The following is a 24,775-nucleotide window of genomic DNA, read 5'->3' as shown; positions in this document are numbered from 1 at the left end:
TCTTTAAATTTTAATTCAGCGAATTTAGCTCTAAAGCAAGGTTATGGAGGCTGTCGGCTAAGAAAAAAAGGGCGCTAGGCCCTTTTTTTATAATAACTTAACTCAATAAAATATGATTTTTAATGCCTAATCACGATTAGCAGTAGTTTCTAGGTCATCATTTTCATAAATTAATAAAGGCTTAGCTTCGCCATTAACCACCTTTTCATCAACAATCGTTTTTATAACGTGTTTAAGTGAAGGGATTTCATACATGGTATCAAGCAGTATGCTTTCCATAATCGAACGCAAACCGCGCGCACCTGTTTTACGTTCTAGCGCTTTTTTGGCAATTGCACGTAATGCTTCTTCACGAAACTCTAGTTCAACGCCTTCCATTTCAAATAACTGACCGTATTGCTTAGTTAAAGCATTTTTAGGTTCAGTCAAAATCTCGATCAGCGCATCTTCATCTAGGTGCGTTAAAGTTGCAACCACAGGCAAACGACCAATAAACTCTGGAATTAAACCAAAGCGCACTAGGTCTTCTGGCTCGACTTCTAACAGCGCTGCGCCCATTGCTTCATCTTCTTGCTTACTTTTTATTTCTGCACTAAAGCCGATGCCGCCTTTTTCAGTACGCGCACGAATCACCTTATCAAGGCCAGCAAACGCACCGCCACAAATAAACAGCATATTACTGGTATCTACTTGCAAAAACTCTTGCTGCGGGTGCTTACGCCCACCTTGCGGGGGAACTGAAGCGACCGTACCTTCAATCAGTTTAAGCAGGGCTTGCTGTACACCTTCACCCGAAACATCACGTGTAATCGAAGGGTTGTCTGATTTACGAGAGATTTTATCAATTTCATCAATATAGACGATACCACGCTGAGCACGTTCTATGTCGTAATCACATTTTTGCAACATTTTCTGAATAATATTTTCAACGTCTTCACCCACATAACCCGCTTCGGTTAAGGTGGTTGCATCAGCCATTGTAAAAGGTACATTCAGCATACGCGCCAAGGTTTCTGCTAGCAGGGTTTTACCCGAACCCGTTGGGCCGATTAGCAGAATATTACTTTTACCTAGCTCAACACCTTTATTACCTTTTAATTGCGACTTTAGGCGCTTGTAGTGGTTATAAACAGCCACTGCTAACACCATTTTGGCGCGGTCTTGACCAATAACATAGTCATCTAGGTGCGCACGAATTTCTTTAGGAACCGGCAATTTCTCACTTTCTTCACCAAGCTCTTCTTCTTGAAACTCACTACTAATAATATCAGTACACAGGCTTACGCAGTCATCACATATATAGACAGATGGCCCTGCAATTAGCTTTTTAACTTCATCTTGGCTTTTGCCACAGAAGGAGCAATATAGAAGCTTATCTTTACTTTTTTTGCCGTCGGCCATTATTTACCCCGTTTACTTCGAAACTTATTTTATTCTGGGCGCTTATCAAGCACAGCGTCGATTAAACCATAGCTAACTGCCGTTTCACCGTCCATAAAGTTATCGCGGTCAGTGTCTTTGGCAATCGTTTTAATGTTTTGACCCGTGTGGTGTGCCAACAGTCTATTTAATTTATCACGAATGCCCAAAATTTCACGCGTGTGAATCTCAATGTCAGACGCTTGACCCTGAAAACCACCCAATGGCTGGTGAATCATCATGCGCGAATTAGGCAAACAAAAGCGCTTACCTTTAGTTCCACCGGCTAATAGAAAAGCACCCATGCTGGCTGCTTGACCAATACACATAGTCGACACATTGGGTTTGATAAACTGCATAGTGTCATAAATCGACATACCCGCAGTGACTGAACCACCCGGTGAGTTAATGTAAAGATGGATATCTTTGTCTGGGTTTTCAGATTCTAAAAATAGCATCTGGGCCACAATTAGATTAGCCATATAGTCTTCAACAGGGCCAACCAAGAAAATAACGCGTTCTTTTAATAGACGTGAATAAATGTCATAGGAGCGCTCGCCACGGGCAGATTGCTCTACAACCATGGGTACTAGGCCACCTGCATTATTAATATCCAAATTTTTAAACATATTACATCCCCAATATACATAATGCCGACTAAACTAACCGAGGTTGAAGATAAATTCCACCAAGATTTAGCCTTAGCTTAAAAAAAAAGATCCGGTGTTTGCACACCGGATCAGTTTTAAAGCGCTGTTTTCTTACAATTTTTACTGCTGAGCAGGCATAGCTAGTTCTTTAAAAGTCTTGCTTACATCAGTCACTTTTGCTTCAGCTAATAACTTATCAACCACTTGTTGCTCTAGTGCTGCGCCTTCAACTTGACGTAGCATTTCAGGATTAGTCTTGTAGTAATCCACTACTTTTTGTGGTTCTTGGTAAGACTGAGCCATTTCGTTTAGTAAATCATCAACAACGGTTTGATCGGCTTTTAGTTCATTGTGCTTAATGACTTCACCCACTAACAAACCTAACACCACATTGTTTTTAGCTTGATCTTTGAAAAGGTCAGCTGGGATTTGATTAATATCAAAACCTTCACCCAAATTGTACTGCTGCGCAGCTTGACGACGCAAATTGTCAACTTCACTAGTAATTAATGCACTAGGCACTTCAATTGGATTAGCTTTCATTAGCGCTTCAAAAACGGCTTGCTTAGTTGCGCTACGAATCGCTTGTTTAAGCTGAGCAGTCATATTTTTACGTACTTCAGTACGGAAAGCGTCTTCACCGCCTTCTTTAACACCAAACTGACTAAACAACTCGTCGTTTAATTCAGGTAGCTGCTGCGTATTAACGGTATTAACGGTACATTTAAAAATTGCTGCTTTACCGGCTAGGTTAGCCGCTTGATAATCGTCAGGGAAGTTGACTTCAATGTCTTTAGCTTCGCCTGCTTTAGTGCCGACTAGCTGATCTTCGAAACCCGGAATGAAAGAACTAGAACCCAATACTAGGTCGTAGCCTTCACCTTTACCGCCATCAAATGCCTCACCGTCAATAAAGCCTTCAAAGTCGATATTAACTTGATCGCCAGTTTCAGCCGCTTTTTCAGCAGCAGCCCACTCAGCGCGTTGCTTACGCAAATCAGCAATGAGTTCTTCTAAATCAGCGTCGTTAATCGCTGCAACTGGGCGCTCAACGGTTTCAGTTTCTAAGCTTTTTAGTTCGATTTCTGGATAAACTTCAAATGTAGCAGTGAACTCAAAAGGTTGACCTGCTTCATTGACTGTACCCGGTTCAATTTCTGGTGTGCCCGCTGGGTTCAGTTTTTCTTGGGTCACAGCTTCGACAAAGTGATTACGCATAACTTCCGACAGAACATCTTGACGTACGCCTTCACCGAAACGACGCTTAACAACACTCATTGGTACTTTACCAGGGCGATAACCGTCTACCTTGGCTTTACGTGCAGTATCTTTTAGGCGTGCTTCAACAGCGGTATCTATCTTCTCTGCTGGTACTTGAATAGTTACTCGACGCTCCAGCGTGGAAGTTGTTTCTACGGAAACTTGCATGGACAATCCTCGTTAAACACTCATTGATTTTATTTAAGTGGCTTTTATTTAAGTAAAAATTAGCAAAGGGGGGATTTTAAGAGTTACTGACGTTTGCAGCAAGCCTTAAAACAAAAAAAGGCATCCTTTACGGATGCCTTCTTTAAAAATCTGGGGTGAACGATGGGGCTCGAACCCACGACCGCCGGAGTCACAATCCGGAGCTCTACCAACTGAGCTACGCTCACCATCAAAAACAGGTACATATTAACAATCTAAACTACTAGAGAGCGCTTTGGCGCGCCCAGCAGGAATCGAACCTGCAACCTACGCCTTAGAAGGGCGTTGCTCTATCCGATTGAGCTATAGGCGCATTGGGTGATTAGCCTACAAAGATTGCTTGAAATAATTGGTCGGGATAGAGGGATTCGAACCCCCGACATCCTGCTCCCAAAGCAGGCGCGCTACCAGACTGCGCTATATCCCGATTATTTCTGTTGCTAACATTAACGCTACTACAATCAAGTAATGTGGCTTGGCTTTCGCTTCAAGTCCCCGTCAATGTGGAGCGTATTATAGGGGAATATTTTCGTTCGTCAAGCCTTATTTTAAACTTTCTTAAAATTATTTTTAACAAGTAAGAAAGCTAGCATTCCTCTTAGTCCTAAGTCATGCGACAATAAAGCATCTACCGCTGCTATGGAATCTAAAATCAGTATGAGTGCTCAATTAATAGATGGCAAGCAAATTGCCTTAAACTTACGTGAAGTCATTGCAAAAAAAATCAACTTACACTTGGCAGCAGGTCAACGCAACCCAGCTTTAGCCGTTATTTTAGTTGGGGCTGATCCAGCTTCAGAAGTTTACGTGCGTAACAAACACGTTGCTTGTGAAAAAGCGGGCATTATTTCGCATTCTTTTAGCTTAGAAGCAACAACAACGCAGCAAGCGCTAGAAGCTTTAATAGACAAGCTAAATGAAGATGCCTTAATAGACGGTATTTTATTACAGTTACCACTGCCTAAGCACTTAGACGCCAACCCACTTTTAGAGCGCATTAATCCTGCAAAAGATGTTGATGGTTTTCATCCTTACAATCTTGGGCGCTTGGCTCAACGTCAACCTTTGCTTCGCCCTTGTACGCCCAAAGGAATAATGACTTTATTACAAAACCTAGATTTAGACCTTAAAGGCTTAAAAGCAACCGTGGTCGGCGCGTCTAATATTGTTGGTCGCCCAATGGCGCTAGAACTTTTGTTAGCCGGCTGTACTGTTACCGTAACGCATCGTTTTACTAAAGACTTAGCCACTGAAATTGCACAAGCAGATATAGTTGTCGTTGGGGTTGGCATTCCTGGTTTAGTTAAAGGTGAATGGATTAAGCCCAACGCTATCGTGATTGATGTCGGTATTAACCGGATTGAAGATGGTTCATTAGTCGGCGATGTAGCGTTTGCACCCGCATTTGAACGGGCTGCTTGGATAACGCCTGTGCCTGGTGGTGTTGGCCCCATGACCGTTGCAACCTTGCTAGAAAATACGCTGCAAGCCTATGAGTGTACTTTAGATGCTCATAAACAATAATTAGGTATAAATAATGACTGAAACCACAGCCAAACGCATTCTGTTGGTGGATGATAGCCGCGTTGCGCGTTTAACTTTGCAGTATTTAATCAAGCTAACCGATGAACACGCCGAAATCACCCAAGCAACAAACGGCGATGAAGCTTTGGCTGTGTTCCAACCGCAAGCTTTTGACCTTGCCTTATTAGATTTTAATATGCCAGGCATTGACGGTTTAGTGTTAGCCGAGTTAATTCGCCAGCAAGATGCCAATATTCACTTAGTATTGGTAACAGCCAATATCCAAGATGCCATCGTTGCACGCGCTAAAAGTATGGGGTTAGACTTTCTTGGTAAACCCGTTGATCCAGAGCAGCTTGCTTCTTTATTAAAGAGTTAAATAATGGTCAATATTCTTAATCAAGATCAACAAGAAACCATTGTCGAGTTAATGAATATCGGTGTTGGACGCGCTGCTGCTGCCTTATCTAAACTGGTTCAAGATGAGGTTTTGTTGTCGGTACCCAAAGTTGATTTTGTTGATAGTCAAACAGCAGAATCGCGCTTTACTGAAATTCTTCCTGTGGCTTTAGCAGGTGTTACTCAAGCGTTTAGTGGCTTTATTAGCGGTAAAGCAGCACTTATTTTTCCTGAAGAGCGCAGCCTAGAATTAGTACGCATTGTGGTCGGCCATGAACTAACCGCCAGTGAAATTTCTGAATTAGAACAAGACACCCTTGCTGAATTGGGTAATATATTACTGAACGCTTGCTTAGCAACACTGGCCAATATTTTACACCGTGAGATTCGTACCGCTTTACCCGAAGCCTACAGCGGTAATTGTCACAATATACTAAAACTACTGTGCGAAGAAGATTCAATGATTATGCTAGTCCAAGTTGATTTTTCTTTACTACAACGTGAACTTCAAGGCTATTTAGCTTTTATTATTGACTTACAAACGGCTAGCGGCCTTTATGATGCGTTGAATGAATACTTAGAAAAGTTACTTTAATATGCCTCAACAGGAAGATTTCAAAAACCTAATTGATCGACTAGAAACGGGCTTAATTGTAGTTAATGCTCAACGCCAAATTTTACTTTGGAATCCGTGGATAGCACGCATTACAGGTATAGCTGAAAACCTAGCTTTGGACCAGGTGCTGGATAATGTTTTCAATGAATCCATCGACAGTGCATTAATTGATGCGCTTGAGCAGGCCAGTCAGTTTAATTTATCACGCCGCTTATCTCACCAGTTGCATCCTTCTTTATTACCTATTTTCCAACAAGGCAATAAAGAACCTTTACATCATTCTATTTTAGTTCAGCCACTTGTTTATAAGCAGCAAGCGGCTTGCTTACTGCAAATTTCTGATGTTACCACTAGAGTCAGACGAGAAAAACACCTACGCGCTGCCGTCGAAAAAATTCGTTACCTAGCCCACCATGATACTTTGACTGGCTTAGCTAATCGTACTTTACACGCCATTAATTTACACAAAACCTGTGCTTTTGCGGCGAAAAGCAATCAATCCTTTGCCTTGTTTTTTATTGATTTAGACGGTTTTAAATTCATTAATGACCGTTTTGGCCATGATGCCGGTGATTATTTACTACAAATCACGGCACAAAGACTGCAAAAAGCCTTGATTGATTTTGGTAGTAAGGCCGAGCTAGTAGCACGCTTAGGTGGTGATGAACTGGTTGCGCTATTACCCACCATAAGCAATGCCGATCAAGTGACTACGTTTGCTAATCGTGTTTGTAAAGTATTAGAAGAGCCAGTGGAATGGCAAGGGCAAAAAATGCACGTAGGTGCAAGTATTGGCATTGCACTTTGGCCACACCAAGGATTAACACCTGAAGCACTTATGGCCAGTGCTGACAACGCTATGTATCTGGCTAAAGCACGCGGTAAAGGCCAAGCAATGCTGGCTTTAAATACACCTTAAAAATTATTTAATTGCCAAGCGTATTTGGATCAAATTCTTAGGTAGAATGCTTAAAATTTAAAGTGTTAAGATTCAAAATCTATCCATCCTTTGTAAAGGTGATTCCATGTTTGAACAAGTAGAACTTTTGCCCCCTGACTCCATTCTTGGTCTAATTGAAGCATTTAACCAAGACACCAACCCCTCTAAAATTGACTTAGGCGTGGGTGTGTACCGAGATGCACTAGGCAATACGCCCATTTTGCAATCAGTTCGTGAAGCTGAAGCTCTCTTGCTTACCCGTGAAACTACTAAAAAATACATTGGCTCACACGGTGACCCTTTATTTGCCAAATACCTATTGCCATTAGTGTTTGGTGAAAGCGCTAATGTATTAGCTGAAAATCGTGCCTCTTTAACACAAGCCCCTGGCGGTACAGGTGCACTACGTTTAGCTGCCGATTTTTTAAAGAGCAATGCACCCGAAAAAACCGTGTGGATTTCTAACCCTACTTGGCCTAACCACTACGCTATTTTTGATGCAGCAGGCATTAAACATAACAATTATGCTTATGTAGACAGCGAAACTAACCGCCTAGATTTTCCAGCTATGCTGGCTGATTTAAAACAAATCCCACAGGGTGATGTGGTTTTACTGCACGCTTGCTGCCACAACCCCACAGGTTTTGATCTTTCACTTGAGCAATGGCAAGCCGTATTAGTTATTTTACAAGAACGTGAATTATTACCCTTAATCGACTTTGCTTACCAAGGCTTTGGTGAAGGGCTAGATAAAGACGCTGCTGCGGTGCGCTTACTGGCTGAACAATTACCTGAAGTAATGATTACTGCATCTTGCTCCAAAAACTTTGGCTTATACCGTGAACGTATCGGCGCTTTTATTGGTGTTGCTAAAAATGCGGCCGATATGGAAAAACTACGTAGCCAAATGGCGAATGTGGCACGCGCTAACTACTCCAATCCACCCGCCCACGGCAGTGCAATAGTTGCAACCGTGCTGGGCAGTGCCGATTTAAACCGTTTATGGCGCTGCGAAGTCGATGAAATGCGTAATCGTATCAATACCTTACGTCAACAGTTTGTCACTGCTTTAGCACCCTACGGCTTGGCAGAGAAGTTTGCTTGTGTTGCTGAACAACGTGGTATGTTTTCTTACTCTGGCTTAAAACCCAATGAAGTAGCACTTTTACAAAAAGACTTTGGTATTTATATGGTTAAAACAGGCCGCATGAATATTGCCGGTTATAACGAACAAAACCTTCCCTACTTGTGCCAAGCCATTGCCAGTGTCTGCGGTAAAAAATAAAGTTAGAATCATTTATGCTGGTGGTACCATCGGCATGCTTCCAGGCGAAAAAGGACTTGAACCTGGCAGTAACTTTGGTTCACGTTTACTGCCTTTACTGAGTAAATCTTGGCTTAAAGCACTTAACTGTGAGCTCAGTTTTTGTGAGCTTAACCCCCTGTTAGATTCGTCTGCCATGAATGCCAGCCACTGGTTTAGTTTAGCAGCACAATTATTAGAAGAAGAAAATAACTACGATGCTTTTGTTTTATTACAAGGCACCGATACGCTTGCTTGGACAGCCGCAGCACTGCATTGTTTATTAAATAATGGCTTATTAAATAGCTTTTCACGCCCACTAATACTTACAGCTTCGCAACTGCCTTTAGGTGAACCCAACAGCGATGCTTTAAGTAATATCAAATTTGCATTAGCATCCATTATTCAGCTTAAAACTGGCTGCTTTATTGCTTTTAATGGTGAATTATTACCGGCACAAGCCACACGCAAATTTCACACTCAAGCGTTTAATGCGTTTATCGCAACCAGCCAACCAATGGCAATTAATCACCAATTCTGGCCTGCTGATGGGCAATTAAGCCTTACTGAATTGCGCCAGCTAGCCATTGACTTTAAACCTAACATTTTACGTTTACCGTTAATTCCTAGCCTAAATGATGCTTGGCTTAGTCGGCAGCTAGAAGGTTTAGACGGTTTAATTTTAGAAGGTTTAGGCAGCGGCAATGCACCGCCCTTACCTTTAACTTTTAAACGCCTAGCCGAACTAGGCCAAGAACAAAACTTACCCTTAGGTTTAATCAGCCAATGTTGGCAAGGTGGCGTTAATCAAAACTATGCTGCTTCTGCGGCACTAGAAGAAGCAGGCATCTTAACTTTAGGTAAAATGACACCTGAATATGCTGAAGTACGCCTAGTCTGCTTATTAGCCTTAAAAAAACTGAACAAAATCTCGGCTAAAGACATTGTTTTTTTCTGGTTAGAAAATTAATCTTGTTGATTCAAGTCACACAAAAGTACAAAAGCCTGCCAGATCCGTGACCTAGTTCAAGTTTTGCTGAAGATACCACATTTAAGGCATAGCCTGTTATTTTAAGGCGCTTACAATGCTGGTTAGCGAATAAAAAAAGCAAGCGCAAAAGAACAAACTTAATAAGCAGCGGAGAAAATAGATGAAAAAATTAGGCGATCGCATTAAAAGTTTAAGGCGTTTACGTCACTTAACTCAGCAGCAATTAGCAGAAAACCTTGGTATCGATCAAGGTGCGGTATCACGCTGGGAACGCGGTCACATCAACCCTTCGGCTCGCTACCGTCAACAACTTGAGGTTATTTTAGGTTCGCCACTGATGGAGATGGACCAACCACTGTTAGAAAGTGTCAACCGTGATCTGCATTTTTCATTATTACTGGATGCCAATCTTTGCGTTTTAGCCGCTTCTGAAATAACCATTGCCGTGAATGGCTGCCGCTCTCGGACCGAGCTTGTGGGCAATGGCTACACACCACTATTAGACAAAAGTTGGCAAAGGCTTTATTTGTGGTTAAAAGAATCAGGCGCTTTTAAAGAAGGTATTAACTGGGCGCGTATTACCATGCCAACCCCCACCATTAACTCAGGTTATCGCTGGATGGAAAGTTTATGGGTACCTTTTCGATTAGACAGCGGCGAATTGGCTTACCGTGTTTCTTGTTGCTTGCTAGATAACGTCCCAAACGAAAGCTTAGGACGCGCGATTTTAGAAGTAGATAATAAGCAACACGAACTAATTATTCCCATTCAAGAGCATCAAGTTTATAGCCAGCAGCAGCAACCCGTTTGGATACAAGCTGCTAGTGCTATCTAAGCATTCGTACAGTCTATCAATTGACTAATGGCTTATTAGTGCTCCCGGGTTGAATGGAATTCAATATCTGGGTAGCGCTCTTGCGTCAACTGTAAATTAACCCGAGTGGGTGCTAGGTAAGTCAATAAACCCGCACCATCCACACTCAGATTATCTTCTGCTTTAAGACGAAACTCTGCTAATTTTTTTGCATTCTTACTTTCTACCCAACGTGCCGTTTGAACACTCGCTGGCTCGTATAAACAATCCACCTTGTACTCATCCTGTAAACGGTACATAACCACTTCAAACTGTAGCTGACCAACAGCTCCTAAGATTAAGTCATTATTTTTAAACGGCATAAATAGCTGCACAGCACCTTCTTCTGATAATTGCTGCAAGCCTTTTTGTAGCTGCTTCATTTTTAAAGGATCTTTAGGGCGCACACGCTGAAAAAGTTCAGGCGCAAAATGAGGAATACCCACAAACTTTAAGTTTTCGCCTTCACTAAACGTATCACCTATTTGAATAGTACCGTGATTGTGTAAACCAATAATATCGCCCGACCAGGCTTCTTCTAGTAGTTCTCGGTCACCCGCCATAAAGTTGACCGCATCAGCAATGCGAACGTCTTTACCTGTTCGACAATGACGCATTTTTAAACCACGGGTATATTTACCGGAACAAATACGCATAAAAGCAATACGGTCACGGTGTTTAGGGTCCATATTGGCTTGAATTTTAAATACAAAACCAGTGAATTTATCTTCAGTCACAGCGACTTCACGGGTTTCAGTGGCTCTAGCACACGGTGCAGGTGCCCACTTCACAAAATCAGCCAGCATTTGCTGCACACCAAAGTTAGCCAGTGCTGTACCAAAATAAACCGGCGTAAGTTTTCCGGCTAAGTAAGCGTCTTCGTCCCACTGATGCGTTGCGCCTCTAACCAGCTCTAACTCTTCTACTGTGGCATCATATTCATCACCTAAAAATGCACGTGCTGCCGGTGAATTTAAACCTTTAATCATTTCAAAATCGTGCAGCGTATGGCCATACCCAGCAGCAAAAACCAAAATCTCATCCGTATAAAGGTTATAAATGCCTTTAAGCCATTGCCCTGAACCAATTGGCCAATAAATAGGTGCGGCTTTAATTTTCAACACTTCCTCAATTTCATCCAACAACTCAATAGGGTCACGAATATCCCTATCAAGCTTGTTAACAAAAGAAAAAATAGGTGTGGTGCGTAAACGGCAAACTTCCATAAGTTTAATGGTACGGTCTTCTACACCCTTAGCGCCGTCAACCACCATTAATGCTGAATCAACAGCCGTTAGGGTACGGTAAGTATCTTCAGAGAAGTCTTCGTGACCAGGGGTGTCTAGTAAATTGACGGTACGGCCATTAAAAGGGAACTGCATCACCGACGAAGTAATCGAAATACCTCGCTCTTGCTCCATAGTCATCCAATCAGACGTAGCGTGTTTATCGGCTTTTTTACCTTTTACAATACCCGCTGTTTGAATCAATTTGCCCAGCAATATGAGCTTTTCCGTAATGGTGGTTTTACCTGCATCAGGGTGACTGATGATAGCAAAAGTCCTTCGACTCTCGATTTCTTTAAGAAGATTTTGGTCTGTCATTAACAATTTTTTCCCGTGAGGGTGATAGGTTTGGGCGCTATTTTCGCTGATATTGAGTTGATAAACAATCAATAGCCGCTAGAAGCCAAACCAGCAGGTTTCAGTTATCAAAAAAAACAATCTTATAACCATAGAGCAATTTATTCTTTTAGCCTTAATTCAGAGTATGACAAAATAATGCCATTATTTTTGGAGTTACTGTTATGAAATCTATCTACACCCTTTTGGTGTTCTTACTTTGCCTGTTTGTCAGCAGTGTTCAAGCTGCAACTTATCAGCCTTTATTAGAGGCTCAGCAATTAAGTGCTGCGCTAGAAACAAATACAGCCCTGCATATTATTGATATTCGTAGCCCGGCTGATTATGCAGCAGGTCATATTGCTGGTGCGGTTTCTGCACCTTACGGCCAATGGCGTGGACCAGCCAATAACCCAGGGCAGTTAGCGGATGTGGCTTATTTTCAACAGCTCACGCGCCAGCTAGGTTTAACCGATCAGCAGCCAATCGTGGTTTATTCTAGTGGCGCGAATGAAACCGACTTTGGTGCAACAGCTAGAGTGTACTGGACACTAAAATACTTAGGCTTAACCGATTTAACCCTTTTAAATGGTGGTTTTAAGCAGTGGCAGCAAGCACTGCAACCTATTGAAGTGGGCGTTAACCAGCCATTAGCCAGTAACTATACGGTGCAAATCAACGCTAGGTTAGCCATAGATAAAAACGAACTATTAGCAAAAATCACCCAGCAAGATACTAATTATCAGTTGTTAGATGCTCGCCCACCTGCTTTTTTTGAAGGCAAGGTAAAAGCACCAACGGCATCAACAGGTGGCACTATTGCAACGGCTGAAAGCACACCTTTTCAACAGTGGTTTAACAACTACGACACACGCATTCGATCGACCTATGAAGTTTTACAGCTAGTGCGTGAACAGGGTTTAGACCAAGCAGAAGAAACCGTTTCTTTTTGCAATACCGGCCATTGGGCAGCAACCAACTGGTTTGTTTTATCTGAAGTGGCTGGCTTACCGAATGTACGCCTTTACCCTGCTTCTTTAGCAGAGTGGACGCAATCAAGTGTAGGCTTACCTATGGAAAACACCCCTAACCGTTGGGAACAAATTCAAGCTAATTTCTCTAAACTGGTGAGCGAATAATATGAATAACCGTCTTGCTTTAACGCTTGTATTTGTTGTTTTTACAGCCTTTTTATTTTGGTTTGTTTCTATTCGCCAAAGTTTATTGTTTATTGTGGGTATTGGTTTAGGTGCAGTTTTGGCAGGTGCGCGTTTTGGCTTTACTACCGGCTGGCGTAATCTTATTGAAAAACGTGATGCCAGTGGTGTGTTTGCCCAGCTATTACTCTTGGCTATTGCCGCCGGTATTTCTTTACCGCTACTGGCTTTTTTCCCAACCGAACTCAGCGCGGCATTAGGCCCACCCAGTATTAGCCTGCTTATTGGCGCTTTGGTGTTTGGTGCCGCCATGCAGATAGCTGATGGTTGTGGTTCGGGCACTTTATATAAAGCCGGTTTAGGCATTCCTTTAAATATGGCTATTTTGCCAGTCTTTGCATTAGGCAGCTTTTTAGGTTCAGTTCACCTAGGTTGGTGGCTAGAACTGGGTAGTATTAAACCCGTCGGCTTAGTTAATGAAGTGGGCTTAACCGGCGCGATGGGGCTTACTTATTTAGGTTTAATGCTAATCGGTTTGGCGGCTTGGTTTTGGTCAAAAACCAGTGGTGGTTCACGCATTTTATTTAATAAAACTTTAATTATTGGCGCGGTGCTGCTTGCATTATTAGCCGTACTCAACTTTGTTATTGCTGGACAGCCTTGGGGTGTGGTTTATGGGTTTGGTTTGTGGGCTGCAAAAATTGCCTATGCTGGTAATTTATTTGACCCAGCCACCAATCCTTTTTGGAGCCAGCCGGTTAACGCTACCGCGCTTCAGCAATCAGTATTTTTAGACCTAACGTCTATCACCAACATTGGTATTTTAGCCGGTGCTTTATGGATTTTCTCACGCAATAAAAGTGGTAAAGCCGACAAGTTAAACACCCAACAATGGGTGGTGGGTATTATTGCAGGCTTTTTATTAGGCTACAGCTCACGCTTAGCATTTGGCTGTAACGTGGGTGCTATGGTCAGTGGTATTTCTACCGGCAGCTTGCATGGCTGGATTTGGGTGGTTATGGCCTTTGCAGGCTCTTTAATTGGTGTGCGTATTCGCCGTTATTTTAATTATTAATACTGAATTATTAAGATGGATTGCTAAAAATGAATAAATTAACGAGTGTACGTATGGTAGTATTTTGGGCTTTATTAGGTGGTTTCTTTGTTTGGGATTGGCAAACGGCTCAGCCCGTTAACCTGCGCTTAGAAACGCCAATTATTGCCATAGGTTCTGGGCAAGCGCCTTCAGGTGGGCATTGTGCTACTTTTTAACCTTTACGTTTAACAAGGCGGTTTTTCTTGTTCATCAACACCCTACTGGTTAATTACAACCAGTAGGGTGTTTTTACATGGGTTCTCCCTTAATATGCTTAACTTTTTAGGAAGTCCTCGCTTGCAAACTGCCCAATCAACACAACCTTTACCCTTATCCACACCCGGTCGTAATTTACTGCGCTTAACTTTGGTGCGTGGCATTACTTGGACAGGCTTTTTAGGCGGTATTATCTTCGGCTTAAAAGTGCTTGATTTTCAGCTTAATGTTTTTGCTGTTTTTTCCGTCATCTTCACTATGGCTTTAGTTAACTTACTCACTTGGTGGCGGCTTAGCTGGCCTGGCCCTGTTACCGATAAAGAATATTTGCTGCATCTATTAGCGGATGTTGTTGGTTTAAGCGTATTATTTTATTTTACGGGAGGAGCTAGCAACCCTTTTATTTCATATTTCTTAGTACCTTTAACCATTTCTGCTGCAACCCTACCTTGGCGTTCTACATGGATTATTGCTGCTTATATTTTATTGGCTTACCCGCTGCTAATGATTTTCCATCACCCTGTGCCTCAACTCGTACACATGGCTGAAACCCGCGAGTTAAACCTACACCTTTTAGGTATGTGGGCGAATTTTGTACTGAGTACAAGCTTGATCGCTGTGTTTGTTTTTAAAATGGCACAATCTTTACGTCAGCGTGATGCGGCTTTATCAGATACGCGAGAACGCTCACTGCGCGATGAGCAAATTATGGCCGTTGCAACCCAAGCCGCAGGCACTGCCCACGAGTTAGGCACGCCCCTTTCCACTATGGCAGTCATGCTAAAAGAGTTAAGCAATGACTATCAAAATGACCCTCAGCTAGTCGCTGATTTAGCGCTGCTACGTCGCCAAGTTGATACGTGTAAAATTACGCTACAATCTTTAGTCAGTAATGCTGATCGCAGTAAATTACTTAACCCTGAATGCAAACCTTTAAAAAGCTTTTTACAACAAGTGTTGGAACACTGGGAAGTGCTGCGCCCAGATGTGCGTTATTGCATTGATTGGCCTAGCAACAAACAAGGTGAGCCGCGCATTGTTGATGATATAACGCTACAACAGGCGCTGATTAATCTACTAAATAACGCCGCCGATGCCAGTCGAGAACCTGTCACCATTATTATTCAGTGGAATCCCCAAGAAGCCCAAATTGACATTCATGACCAAGGCCCTGGCATCCCTTTAGAAATTGCTGAGCGCTTAGGGCAAACTTTTTTATCCACCAAAAGCAAAGGCTTAGGTTTAGGTCTATTTTTAACCCATGCTACCATTAACCGCCTTGGTGGCACTGTCCATTTGTATAATCATAAACATGGCGGTACGCTAACCGAAGTTAGAGTACCCGTAAAATCCGGATTGCCTAAAGCAGAATATTTAGAGGAAATAGTTGAATGAGTAGTGATGAGCCACAGGATGAAACCGTCCGTATTTTAATTATTGATGACGATGATATTTTTACGCACGTCTTACAACGTGCCTTTATAAAACGCGGCTATGAAGTTGAAATTGCCGCCGATGAAGCCCAAGCTTTAGAAAAAACTCAAGCGTTTGAACCCGATTTAATTAGCCTCGATTTAAAGCTACAAGGCAGTTCTGGCTTAAACCTTTTACCGCAACTGGTTGAACGTTCGCCCCAATCAAAAATAGTGGTATTAACGGGCTATTCCAGCATTACCACAGCGGTTGAGGCCATTAAATTAGGTGCGATCAACTACCTTTGTAAACCTGCTGATGCCGATGAGATTTTAGTGGCTTTTCAAAAACAAAATGGCAATCCAGATGCTCCCGTTGCTGAACAACCTATGTCAGTTAACCGACTCACTTGGGAGCATATTCAAAAAGTGCTGCACGAGCACGATGGCAACATTTCAGCCACCGCGCGTGCTTTAGGAATGCATCGCCGAACATTGCAACGTAAATTACAAAAGCGCCCCGTCAAGCGCTAAGTTAAGTTTTAAGCTTCGTCTAGGTATTTTTTAGGATCGAACGCCCTTACCCAATCCGGCATATAAGCGGTTAACCCACTGACGATCATGCCGTTAACAACCGCTTCTGGTGGCAAGGTTAGCGGCAAAAACAAAAAATAATTTTGGGCTAAATGCGTAAATTGATGACCCGAAGTGTAAAACCAAGTAATTAAAATCACCACCAAACCCGTGCTTAATACCGCTAAAACACTACCCAAACCCGCCGTCACCAATACAAAAACAAAATAATTAGGCGGCAACTTCCACTCAACAAAACGCCACACCCAATGACTAACAAAAACGGGTAAAACACAAATCAGCAACGCATTAATACCAAACATATCCCAGCTTGCTTTGCCGGTTAAAGTGACACTAACTAGGGCAATGCTAGTAGCAATTAACGCCATAGGCCAATAAAACATCAGCGTTAAACTGGTAGCTAAAATAAGGTGAATAGCTACTTGTGAACTAATACCTGCGCGCATTTGCCATAAAAAAGCGACTAAAACAATGCTACCTAAAAAAAGGTGCTGTAATCCTTTTTCTTTAAACAAAATACGCCAAGGCACCTGCCACAAAGCAACAATTAAAAACAGAAGGTAAATAACCCAAGCTATCCACCCTAAGGTTTCAGGGTAGAGGCTGGAAGAAAAGCTCATATCATTTGATCCTTTAATAGAAAATACCTAGAGGTTAACAATTCTTTATAGAATAAAGCTAGAAATCCACCCACTCACAGAGGCATAATAGCTTTCTTTAATCAAAAGAATAATATACACCTTGTCTAAGCAAAAATTTTAATCACGACTCTACAACAATAAAAATCTTCGATCAGTTTTGCTTTACTCTATTATCAGCAATTTTGGAGATTTTTTTCTATGCAATTATTGCTTAGACAACTCACAATCAATTTACGTCTATGGCTAATTTTAACCCTTGCTTTACTAGCAATAGGTTTGGTTAGCTTCCTTGCTATGCAGCAAGAGCGCGGTGCTATTCTAAGCCAAAAAAAACTTCAGCTTAAGCAACTGCTCGAGCTAAGTCACAATACGCTAGAGCATTTTCATCAACAAGAAAAAAACGGCCAACTCACTCCTAACGAAGCACAAAGCAAAGCCTTTGCGATTATTAAAGAGTTTCGCTTTACTAATGGTCAAGATAGAGACTACTTTTCTATTTTTGATAAGCAAGGGCTAGCAGTTATGCACCCTAATGCCTCTATAGAAAACACCAACATGCTAAGCACTAAGGATGTAGAGGGCTTTGCTTTTATTCAAGATATTTTAAATAAAGCTGCATCTGCCAGTCAGGGTTACGCTTCTTATAGTTGGGACAAACCTGGTTTTTCTAACCCTGTTGCTAAACTTGCCAGCTACCAAACTTTTGAACCTTGGGGGCTAGTCATTATTAATGGCGTGTACTTAGACACTATGAACGCTTTATTATGGCAACACGCAATAAAGCTTTTTGTTAGCTTTGTAGTAGCGGGTTTAGTTATGGCTGGCCTAATTCTAGTGGTTATTAGCTCTATCAAACGCCCTTTACAAAATATGCTGTTAAGAATGCGTGATATTGCCGATGGTGATGGCGACCTAACCCACAGACTGCCTTTAGATGGTAGTGATGAGTTAACAGAAATAAACCGTGCCTTTAATCGCTTTATTGGTAAAATTCAAGAACTGGTACAACAAACCCATCAGTCATCTTTATCTGTTTCTGCCGCTGCTGAAGAGCTTTCTGCGGTAACCCAACAAAGCTCACAAACCGTTCACCAACAAAGCCAAGAAACAGACCAAGTGGCAACAGCCATGAACGAAATGACTGCCACAGTGCAAGAAGTTGCCACCAATGCTACCCAAGCGGCTGGTGCAGCACGGGAAGCCACAGATCAAGCACTAAAAGGACAGTCACGTTTAAATGCAACGTTAGAAACCTTGGCAGACTTAGATGAAAGCATTGAGAATACGGCTATAACACTTGAGCGTTTGAAAGAAGGTACTGAAAACATCGGTATTATTATGGATGTTATTAGTTCAGTTGCAGAACAAACCAACCTGTTAGCACTTAACGCAGCCATTGAAGCCGCTCGTGCAGGTGAGCATGGTCGCGGTTTTGCTGTTGTTGCTGATGAAGTCCGAAGTTTAGCGGCTCGTACTCAAGAAAGCACCACTGAGATTCATGGCACTATTGAGCGTTTAGTTAAAGAAGCTGATGAATCGTATAAAGCCATGGCTGAAAGTCGTAAAAAAGCCGCAGAAACAGTCAACCATGCTAAAGAAACTTCAGAGGCGTTAGACCAAGTGGGTGAGGCAATTCACTTAATTGCTGATATGAATATTCAAATTGCCAGTGCTGCAGAACAGCAAGCCGCAGTGGCTGATGAGATAAACCGTAATGTGGTGAATATTAATGAGCTTTCTAGTCAAACGAAAGAAGGTTCTGAACACACTACACAAGCCAGCAATGAACTTGCCCAATTAGCTGAAATGCTAAATGGACAAGTAAGTCAGTTTAGAACCTAAGCTACAACTTTGAGCTAAGCCGCTAAAGGCTTAGCTCATCACTTTATTGCGTCCGGTACCCTTAGCTAGATACAATTTTTGGTCGACCAAAGAAAGTAAATCATCAATACTTAAACCCTGCTTAGCTTCTACCACGCCAGCACTAACGGTTTGTTTTAAATCAATATCAAAGTGATACGTTTCTATCGCAGCACGAACTTTTTCTACCACAATACAAGCTTGCTGTTGGTTGGTTTCAGGACAAATTAATAAGAATTCTTCACCACCCCAACGACCAAATACATCCGTAGAACGTATATTCTTTTTAACTAGCGCTGTAAAAACTTGTAATACTTCATCCCCCATTTGATGGCCAAAGTTATCATTAACTTTTTTAAAAAAATCCAAATCAAACAAAGCAATTGCCATAGGCCGCTGATGACGTTGTGCTAAAGTAACTTGTTCACTTAAAGCCTTGTCTAAAAAATGCCGATTATAAGCATTGGTTAACTTATCTGTAATGGACATCATCTCTAGCTGAGCATTTTTTTGTTTTAAGTCTAACTCAGCCTGTTGCAGCAAGTGATTGGCTTGGCGTATCCGCTTATTTAAATTAAATAGATAAAATGTATAACCACCTAATACCAGCAAAATAGTGAACAAACCTAAAAAAAGAGGTAAAAATCGGCTCCAAGGAAAACCTTTAGCGACTTCCATATTCATCCAGCGGTCATAAATAAAGGTGTGCTGCTGCCTAGAAATGTGTTGTAACGCCTTATCTAAAATCACTATTAACTGCGAATTATCTTTTTGTACAGCCATTGACAAATCAAACGAGTAAGGTGTTTGCCCTGATATTTTTAGATTAGCTAAACCTTGACTCCTAATTAAATAACTAACTACGGCTAAGTTATCAATAAAAGCATCAACCTCCCCAATAGCAACGGCTTTTAAAGCTTCAATAGCACTGTCTTTAAACACCAATGTAATTAGTGGATGGTGTTGTGCCAACAGTTCATGAGAAGCATAGCCTTTAACCACAGCCACACGTTTATCATCAAGCTCAATCATATTAGCAATAAAATTAACATTATTATTAGTCACTATTACCATAGGAGAATGCACATAAGGTTTCGTAAAATCCAAATAATTATTACGTTCAGATGTATGATTCACAGCCAGTAATAGATCAATTTCACCTACTTTTGTTGCCTGTAAAGTTTGTGGCCAATCAAGCTGGTCTTGAATCTCAAAATCTAAGTATAAAAGTTCTTCTAACAGTTTAAGGTAATCATGGCTAATACCTTGTAACTCAGTATTATTAACGCCTAAATATTCAAAAGGTGGCCAGTTACGATCAATACCCACCCTTAATTTTGGCATTGATGCTAAAAAAGCCCACTCTTCATTGGTTAAATTAAGCTCTTTGTTGCCACTATCAGAAATTAACTGAGCAATGCCTTTTTGTAGCTGATGCTCTGCAAAATTAGTTTTTATAAGCTTAAATTTAGTTAAAACACTTATCATGTATTCCAATCGACCCGGTGTTAACGTACCCAGTTCAGTGGTATCCCTTGCAATTAAAGGTTCTAGCCCTTGCGCTTCATTCATTAACGCATTATAAGTTTTATTTTGAGTGTTGTAGCGCGTTAAAATAAGGTTAACTAACTCTTCTTTATTATCTAATGCATAATTCCAGCCACGCAACACCGCACGACGCATAGCAGCCACACGCTTTGGATTCTTTTGTGCTTCTTGCTGACTGGTAAAAAAAACATCACCGTAAAAATCCATACCATAATACTTGGGGTCAATAATATTTACGGCATAACCCATTTCACGTAATAAAAAAGGTTCGTTAGTGCTGTACGCCGCAATGGCATCTACATCACCATCAATCAACCGTGCAAGACGTTCTTGTAAGTTGTAACGAATTAAACCGTCTTCTAATACACCTTGATTTGCCAATAAAGCTAACAAAGAAATACCATCAGTATCGTTATCATAAAAAGCTAAACGACGATCAATCAAATCTTTAGGTTGCTGGATATTTGAAGAGCGCAGCGTCATTAATACATTGGGCGAATGCTGAAAAATAGGCGCAACCAAAACAATACGGCTGCCCTGTAAATGATGCAACAAAGCAATAGAATCCGTCACGCTATAATCCACTTCACCTTGTAAAACTTGGTCTATATTACTAATCTCTGGATTACGCTCCCTTAATTCAACAGTCAAACCTTCTTCAGCAAAATACCCTTTTTCAAGCGCTGCGTAATACCCAGCAAATTGAAATTGATGCAGCCATTTTAATTGAATAATGATGGGTTCTGATGCTGATACGAATGAAGCAGAGCTAATAATACAAATAAGCACGGAAAACAAATAGCGAAAAATTATCAAAAATCGCCAGCCAATTAATTTATTCATACTTAATTTGCCTAGTTAAATTACCAACACTTAGCATAATCAATGATTAGCAGTATTAATAGTACATATTTAAATGATTTAGCTTAACTCGCGGCGAAAAGGCGGCAGGCTGTTCAGTAGTTGACTACCATAACGCTTGGTAAGAATACGACGGTCTAGTAGGGTAACACGGCCTTGATCTTGCTCGGTACGGATTAATCGACCACAGGCCTGCACTAATCGAATACTAGCATCAGGCACAGTAATTTGCATAAAAGCATTACCGCCTGTTGCCTCAATCCATTCAGCCAAAGTAGCATCCACCGGATCATCAGGGGTTGAAAAAGGTAAGCGTACAATAATAACGTGAGTTAAGTATTTACCCGGCATATCAATTCCTTCTGCTAAAGAAGCCAGTCCAAAAATAATGCTAGGCTTTTCTTCATCTATGCGCTGTCGATGCTTTTCAATCAGTCGATTTTTAGACAGCATATCTTGGGTTAGCGTGATCTTTTGTCGTTTATTATCAAGCCGTTCATACACTTCATTCATCTGCCGCCGTGAACTAAACAACACCAAAGCAGATACTTTAATATCGCTTAAATCCTGATGAATATAATCCAAAATAGCTTGAGTATGCGCTTCAACTTGTGAAGGATCACAAGCTTGTTTAGGCACCTCAAATACACCCAATTCTGGGTAATTAAATGGGCTTTCATAAGTTTTACACGGCGTATCGGCTGATAAGCCAGCCCGCTGTTTTAGTCTATCAAATTGACCTAAAGCCGTTAAAGTAGCTGACGTTAACGTTGCACCAAAACAGCGTGACCAAAGCCGATAAGCTAAATCATCTGCTGCAGTTACAGGACTAGCACACAACTCTAAGTCTTCATCGCCTTCATTTAAGCTGTGCTTAACTAACCAACGGGCTAATGGTGCCTGATTAAGCGGGTCTTGCTGGGCGCACAAACGCCAAAGCTGATGTGCCGACAAAGCACGGGTATGCAGCACTGCCAACAAAGGCTGCCATTCTCCAGCTAACTTAGTGTCAATACTGGAGTTTTTTTCTGGGTCTTGCGCTTCTTTTAATAGATTAACCAAACCCTCTAATAAACGACACAAACCCGCAAAATAGGTTAATAGCTGCTCAGAAAAACCTTGTAAACTTTCAGGTATTACACCTTGCGGCCAGCGGTGTATAACGGGTCTTGATGCATCAGTCGTTGCTGCTACCAGTTCATAAAGTGAACCATACAAGGTACCTAAGTCGCGCTCTAACAACTCTAAAGGTGTAACTAATTGATTCAATAAACTAACCGCCGCTGGACTCGTTGCACCCAGTTTTTTTAACAGCTCAGGCTGATGTTTTTTTAACAAACGCAACCAACTAAGCGCGGCATTAAACCGAAAATTTGCTGCAAAGTGATTAATGGCTTTATCAGGTAAATGGTGCGCTTCATCAAACACATAATAGGTTTGATCGGGCGGCGGCAAAATAACCCCCCCACCCAAGGCTAAATCGGCTAATACCAAATCATGGTTAGCGACAATAATATCAGCTTGCTCCATCGCACGGCGCGAATTAAAGAAGGGACAAGCACCAGCAAAGTGTGGGCAACGGCGGTTAGTACAACGCTGATGGTCAGTGGTCAATCTATCCCACACATCATTGGCAAGGTTATCTTTTAACGAATCCCTATCGCCATCCCAAATGCCTAACGCAAGGTTTTCAGCCAGCTTTTCTAGCTGCGCTTGTCCGGTATGGCTAGAATGCTTAATGAGTTCAGCTTGAAATAAGTCCAGTGTGGCATCTTGTTCACTTAACTGATTCTTATCTAAAGCTTTTATAAGCTGGGACGTACAAACATAACGCCCACGACCTTTGGCTAAAGCATAACTAAACTTTAGGTCCGTTAACTTTGCCAGATCAGGTAAATCTTTCAGCAATAGCTGTTCTTGCAAAGCGATGGTTGCTGTTGCGATAACTAGCTTTTTTTCACGCGCTTGTGCAACAATCAGCGTACCTAATAAATAAGCAAGGGTTTTACCTGTGCCTGTACCGGCTTCAATGACCATGAGTTGTTGCTGGCTAGTACGCTGACCTTCGTCATCTTCTTTAATAGCAGCAAAACTTTTAGCAATGTCAGCAATCATATGTGCCTGACCACGACGTGCCTTTACGCCCCTACCCGCTAAAAAATCGCGGTAAGTTTGTTGAATTTTCGCTTGCCATTGAGGGTTCATATTTAGTTATGTTCTTCTTTTATTTCTTTTTCATCTTGTCGCAATTCATCAGGCGGATAAACACACGGTAATTTATTTTTGGTGAGTTCTTCAATAGCAGGCAAAGCAAACGCATCTTCTTCACCAATAAAACTAATGGAAGTGCCTAAAGCGCCAGCACGCCCAGTCCGACCAATCCGGTGTACATAATCTTGCGGATCTTCTGGCAAGTTAAAGTTAATAACATGGCTAATATCATCAATATGAATACCACGACCCGCAACATCAGTAGCCACTAAAACTTCAATACGCCCCGAGCGAAAATTTTCCAACGTAGTAATGCGCTTTCTTTGCTCGACTTCACCCGACAACATATCCACATTAATACCGGCTTTTTTAAGCCCTTCATAAACCTTTCGCGTTGCATCACGGCGATTCGCAAACACAATAACTTTAGTTAAACCCCACGTTTTAATTAAACGGGTTAATAAAGGAATTTTTTCTTCCTCAGACACTAAAAAAGCGTGCTGAGTAATGTTTTCTGAGGCTTGAATTTTAGTTGCAATTTCAACGGTTTGCGGTGCAATTGTCCATTGGTCAGCCAAGTTCATTATGTCTTGAGTAAAGGTTGCCGAAAAAAGCAGTGTTTGGCGCTGTTCTTTATTGGGCGTGGCACGAATAATGCGTTTTACATCAGGAATAAAACCCATATCTAACATACGGTCAGCTTCGTCCAAAACCAGCACTTCCACTTCACGTAAATCAACATCTCGCTTGCTGTGAAAATCTAATAAGCGGCCCGGCGTTGCTACCAATAAATCTATTTTTTCACCACGTAATTGGTCACGCTGCTTAACGTAATCCATACCACCCACTACCGACAGCAGCTTAAAAGGTGTATAGCGCATTAACGTTTCAGCATCTTTACAAATTTGAATCACTAGCTCACGCGTTGGTGCTAAAATCAAGGCTCTTGGCGCACCAATTTTTTGACCTTCAGGTATTTTTTCTTCTAGTAAATAAGTAAGAATGGCAATTAAGAAGGCTGCCGTTTTACCTGTGCCGGTTTGTGCTTTACCAATTAAATCAACGCCATGCAAAGTATAAAATAATGACTGGGCTTGAATCGGAGTGCAGTAATCAAAACCTTGCTCACTAATAGACCGCAATAACTCATTAGGCAGTTGCAAATCGGCAAAGCGCAATTTACCTTCTGCTGCAGCTACGGGATAATCTTCAGGTTTCCAATCGACCATAATTTTCTTTCCTTGCTGCTGACTGTTAAGTGTATTTGAAGCAACACGGGGTGAGTTAGGACGACGGTTCGACGGATTTCTGCGGCGGCGGCGCTTATTATTAGGACTTTTTGATCCAGACGGTGCGGCAGGGGGATTTGTCAAAACACAACCTCAACTAATATCA

General features: G+C 41.7%; 21 protein-coding genes and 3 tRNA genes. 13 read left to right on the top strand and 11 right to left on the bottom strand.

What is annotated here, in order from left to right; translation table 11 throughout:
• Positions 1–126: 126 nt before the first annotated feature.
• From clpX to VJY63_RS07610, 6 genes are all read right to left on the bottom strand, one after another.
• Positions 127–1,401 (bottom strand): ATP-dependent Clp protease ATP-binding subunit ClpX, encoded by a 1,275-nt coding sequence (clpX, locus tag VJY63_RS07635; RefSeq protein WP_324049609.1) that lies wholly within the window; start codon positions 1,399–1,401, stop codon positions 127–129.
• 29 nt (positions 1,402–1,430) lie between these two features.
• Entirely contained in the window at positions 1,431–2,048 is a 618-nt protein-coding gene (gene clpP / locus VJY63_RS07630; RefSeq protein ID WP_324049607.1) for an ATP-dependent Clp endopeptidase proteolytic subunit ClpP, read from the bottom strand.
• A gap of 141 nt (positions 2,049–2,189) precedes the next feature.
• Positions 2,190–3,497 (bottom strand): trigger factor, encoded by a 1,308-nt coding sequence (tig, locus tag VJY63_RS07625; RefSeq protein WP_324049605.1) that lies wholly within the window; start codon positions 3,495–3,497, stop codon positions 2,190–2,192.
• 151 nt (positions 3,498–3,648) lie between these two features.
• Positions 3,649–3,724, bottom strand: a tRNA-His gene (locus VJY63_RS07620).
• Positions 3,725–3,772: 48 nt separating this feature from the next.
• Positions 3,773–3,849, bottom strand: a tRNA-Arg gene (locus VJY63_RS07615).
• 37 nt (positions 3,850–3,886) lie between these two features.
• A tRNA-Pro gene (locus VJY63_RS07610) sits at positions 3,887–3,963 on the bottom strand.
• 230 nt (positions 3,964–4,193) lie between these two features.
• On the opposite strand from VJY63_RS07610, the gene folD reads away from it, so the two are divergent.
• The 7 genes from folD (at position 4,194) to VJY63_RS07575 (ending at position 10,144) form a co-directional block, all read left to right on the top strand.
• A complete protein-coding gene (gene folD, locus VJY63_RS07605; RefSeq protein WP_324049603.1) occupies positions 4,194–5,060 on the top strand; it encodes a bifunctional methylenetetrahydrofolate dehydrogenase/methenyltetrahydrofolate cyclohydrolase FolD in 867 nt (288 codons plus the stop codon).
• A gap of 13 nt (positions 5,061–5,073) precedes the next feature.
• Entirely contained in the window at positions 5,074–5,439 is a 366-nt protein-coding gene (locus VJY63_RS07600) for a response regulator (RefSeq protein ID WP_324049601.1), read from the top strand.
• A gap of 3 nt (positions 5,440–5,442) precedes the next feature.
• A complete protein-coding gene (locus tag VJY63_RS07595) occupies positions 5,443–6,054 on the top strand; it encodes a hypothetical protein (protein ID WP_324049600.1) in 612 nt (203 codons plus the stop codon).
• Between the two features lies 1 nt (position 6,055).
• Positions 6,056–6,994 carry a diguanylate cyclase domain-containing protein gene (locus tag VJY63_RS07590; RefSeq protein WP_324049598.1) on the top strand — a complete coding sequence of 313 codons (939 nt, stop codon included), beginning with the start codon at positions 6,056–6,058 and terminating at the stop codon, positions 6,992–6,994.
• A gap of 106 nt (positions 6,995–7,100) precedes the next feature.
• The gene (locus tag VJY63_RS07585) at positions 7,101–8,300 is read left to right on the top strand and encodes an amino acid aminotransferase (RefSeq protein WP_324049597.1); all 1,200 of its coding nucleotides are present in this window, start codon (positions 7,101–7,103) and stop codon (positions 8,298–8,300) included.
• A complete protein-coding gene (locus VJY63_RS07580) occupies positions 8,281–9,288 on the top strand; it encodes an asparaginase domain-containing protein (protein ID WP_324049596.1) in 1,008 nt (335 codons plus the stop codon). Before VJY63_RS07585 ends, VJY63_RS07580 begins: the two co-directional genes overlap by 20 nt.
• 181 nt (positions 9,289–9,469) lie before the next feature.
• On the top strand, positions 9,470–10,144 hold the full coding sequence (locus VJY63_RS07575) for a helix-turn-helix transcriptional regulator (RefSeq protein WP_324049594.1): 675 nt from the start codon (positions 9,470–9,472) through the stop codon (positions 10,142–10,144).
• Between the two features lie 35 nt (positions 10,145–10,179).
• Here VJY63_RS07575 and VJY63_RS07570 read toward each other — a convergent pair whose 3' ends face one another.
• Positions 10,180–11,766 carry a peptide chain release factor 3 gene (locus VJY63_RS07570; protein WP_324049592.1) on the bottom strand — a complete coding sequence of 529 codons (1,587 nt, stop codon included), beginning with the start codon at positions 11,764–11,766 and terminating at the stop codon, positions 10,180–10,182.
• A 203-nt stretch (positions 11,767–11,969) separates the two neighbouring features.
• On the opposite strand from VJY63_RS07570, the gene VJY63_RS07565 reads away from it, so the two are divergent.
• From VJY63_RS07565 to VJY63_RS07545, 5 genes are all read left to right on the top strand, one after another.
• The gene (locus tag VJY63_RS07565; RefSeq protein WP_324049590.1) at positions 11,970–12,923 is read left to right on the top strand and encodes a sulfurtransferase; all 954 of its coding nucleotides are present in this window, start codon (positions 11,970–11,972) and stop codon (positions 12,921–12,923) included.
• A 1-nt stretch (position 12,924) separates the two neighbouring features.
• Positions 12,925–14,016 (top strand): YeeE/YedE thiosulfate transporter family protein, encoded by a 1,092-nt coding sequence (locus VJY63_RS07560; RefSeq protein ID WP_324049588.1) that lies wholly within the window; start codon positions 12,925–12,927, stop codon positions 14,014–14,016.
• Positions 14,017–14,045: 29 nt separating this feature from the next.
• On the top strand, positions 14,046–14,213 hold the full coding sequence (locus VJY63_RS07555; RefSeq protein ID WP_324049586.1) for a hypothetical protein: 168 nt from the start codon (positions 14,046–14,048) through the stop codon (positions 14,211–14,213).
• A 121-nt stretch (positions 14,214–14,334) separates the two neighbouring features.
• On the top strand, positions 14,335–15,648 hold the full coding sequence (locus VJY63_RS07550; RefSeq protein WP_324049584.1) for an ATP-binding protein: 1,314 nt from the start codon (positions 14,335–14,337) through the stop codon (positions 15,646–15,648).
• Positions 15,645–16,199 (top strand): response regulator transcription factor, encoded by a 555-nt coding sequence (locus tag VJY63_RS07545; protein WP_324049583.1) that lies wholly within the window; start codon positions 15,645–15,647, stop codon positions 16,197–16,199. Before VJY63_RS07550 ends, VJY63_RS07545 begins: the two co-directional genes overlap by 4 nt.
• An 8-nt stretch (positions 16,200–16,207) precedes the next feature.
• Here VJY63_RS07545 and VJY63_RS07540 read toward each other — a convergent pair whose 3' ends face one another.
• On the bottom strand, positions 16,208–16,879 hold the full coding sequence (locus tag VJY63_RS07540; RefSeq protein WP_324049581.1) for an energy-coupling factor ABC transporter permease: 672 nt from the start codon (positions 16,877–16,879) through the stop codon (positions 16,208–16,210).
• A 219-nt stretch (positions 16,880–17,098) separates the two neighbouring features.
• On the opposite strand from VJY63_RS07540, the gene VJY63_RS07535 reads away from it, so the two are divergent.
• Complete coding sequence (locus VJY63_RS07535) at positions 17,099–18,742, top strand: methyl-accepting chemotaxis protein (RefSeq protein ID WP_324049579.1); 1,644 nt, start codon at positions 17,099–17,101, stop codon at positions 18,740–18,742.
• A gap of 30 nt (positions 18,743–18,772) precedes the next feature.
• On the opposite strand, the gene VJY63_RS07530 is transcribed toward VJY63_RS07535, so the two are convergent.
• The 3 genes from VJY63_RS07530 to VJY63_RS07520 form a co-directional block, all read right to left on the bottom strand.
• Positions 18,773–21,151: a transporter substrate-binding domain-containing diguanylate cyclase gene (locus tag VJY63_RS07530; RefSeq protein ID WP_324049577.1), complete on the bottom strand. Its 2,379-nt coding sequence runs from the start codon at positions 21,149–21,151 to the stop codon at positions 18,773–18,775.
• Between the two features lie 78 nt (positions 21,152–21,229).
• Positions 21,230–23,374 carry an ATP-dependent DNA helicase DinG gene (gene dinG / locus VJY63_RS07525; RefSeq protein WP_324049575.1) on the bottom strand — a complete coding sequence of 715 codons (2,145 nt, stop codon included), beginning with the start codon at positions 23,372–23,374 and terminating at the stop codon, positions 21,230–21,232.
• Between the two features lie 2 nt (positions 23,375–23,376).
• On the bottom strand, positions 23,377–24,753 hold the full coding sequence (locus tag VJY63_RS07520) for a DEAD/DEAH box helicase (protein ID WP_324049573.1): 1,377 nt from the start codon (positions 24,751–24,753) through the stop codon (positions 23,377–23,379).
• Positions 24,754–24,775 lie beyond the last annotated feature (22 nt).

It is taken from the genome of Marinospirillum sp., assembly GCF_035271045.1.
In the GTDB taxonomy this organism is placed as follows: domain Bacteria; phylum Pseudomonadota; class Gammaproteobacteria; order Pseudomonadales; family Halomonadaceae; genus Marinospirillum.
This window is presented reverse-complemented; position numbering and strand designations above follow the sequence as displayed.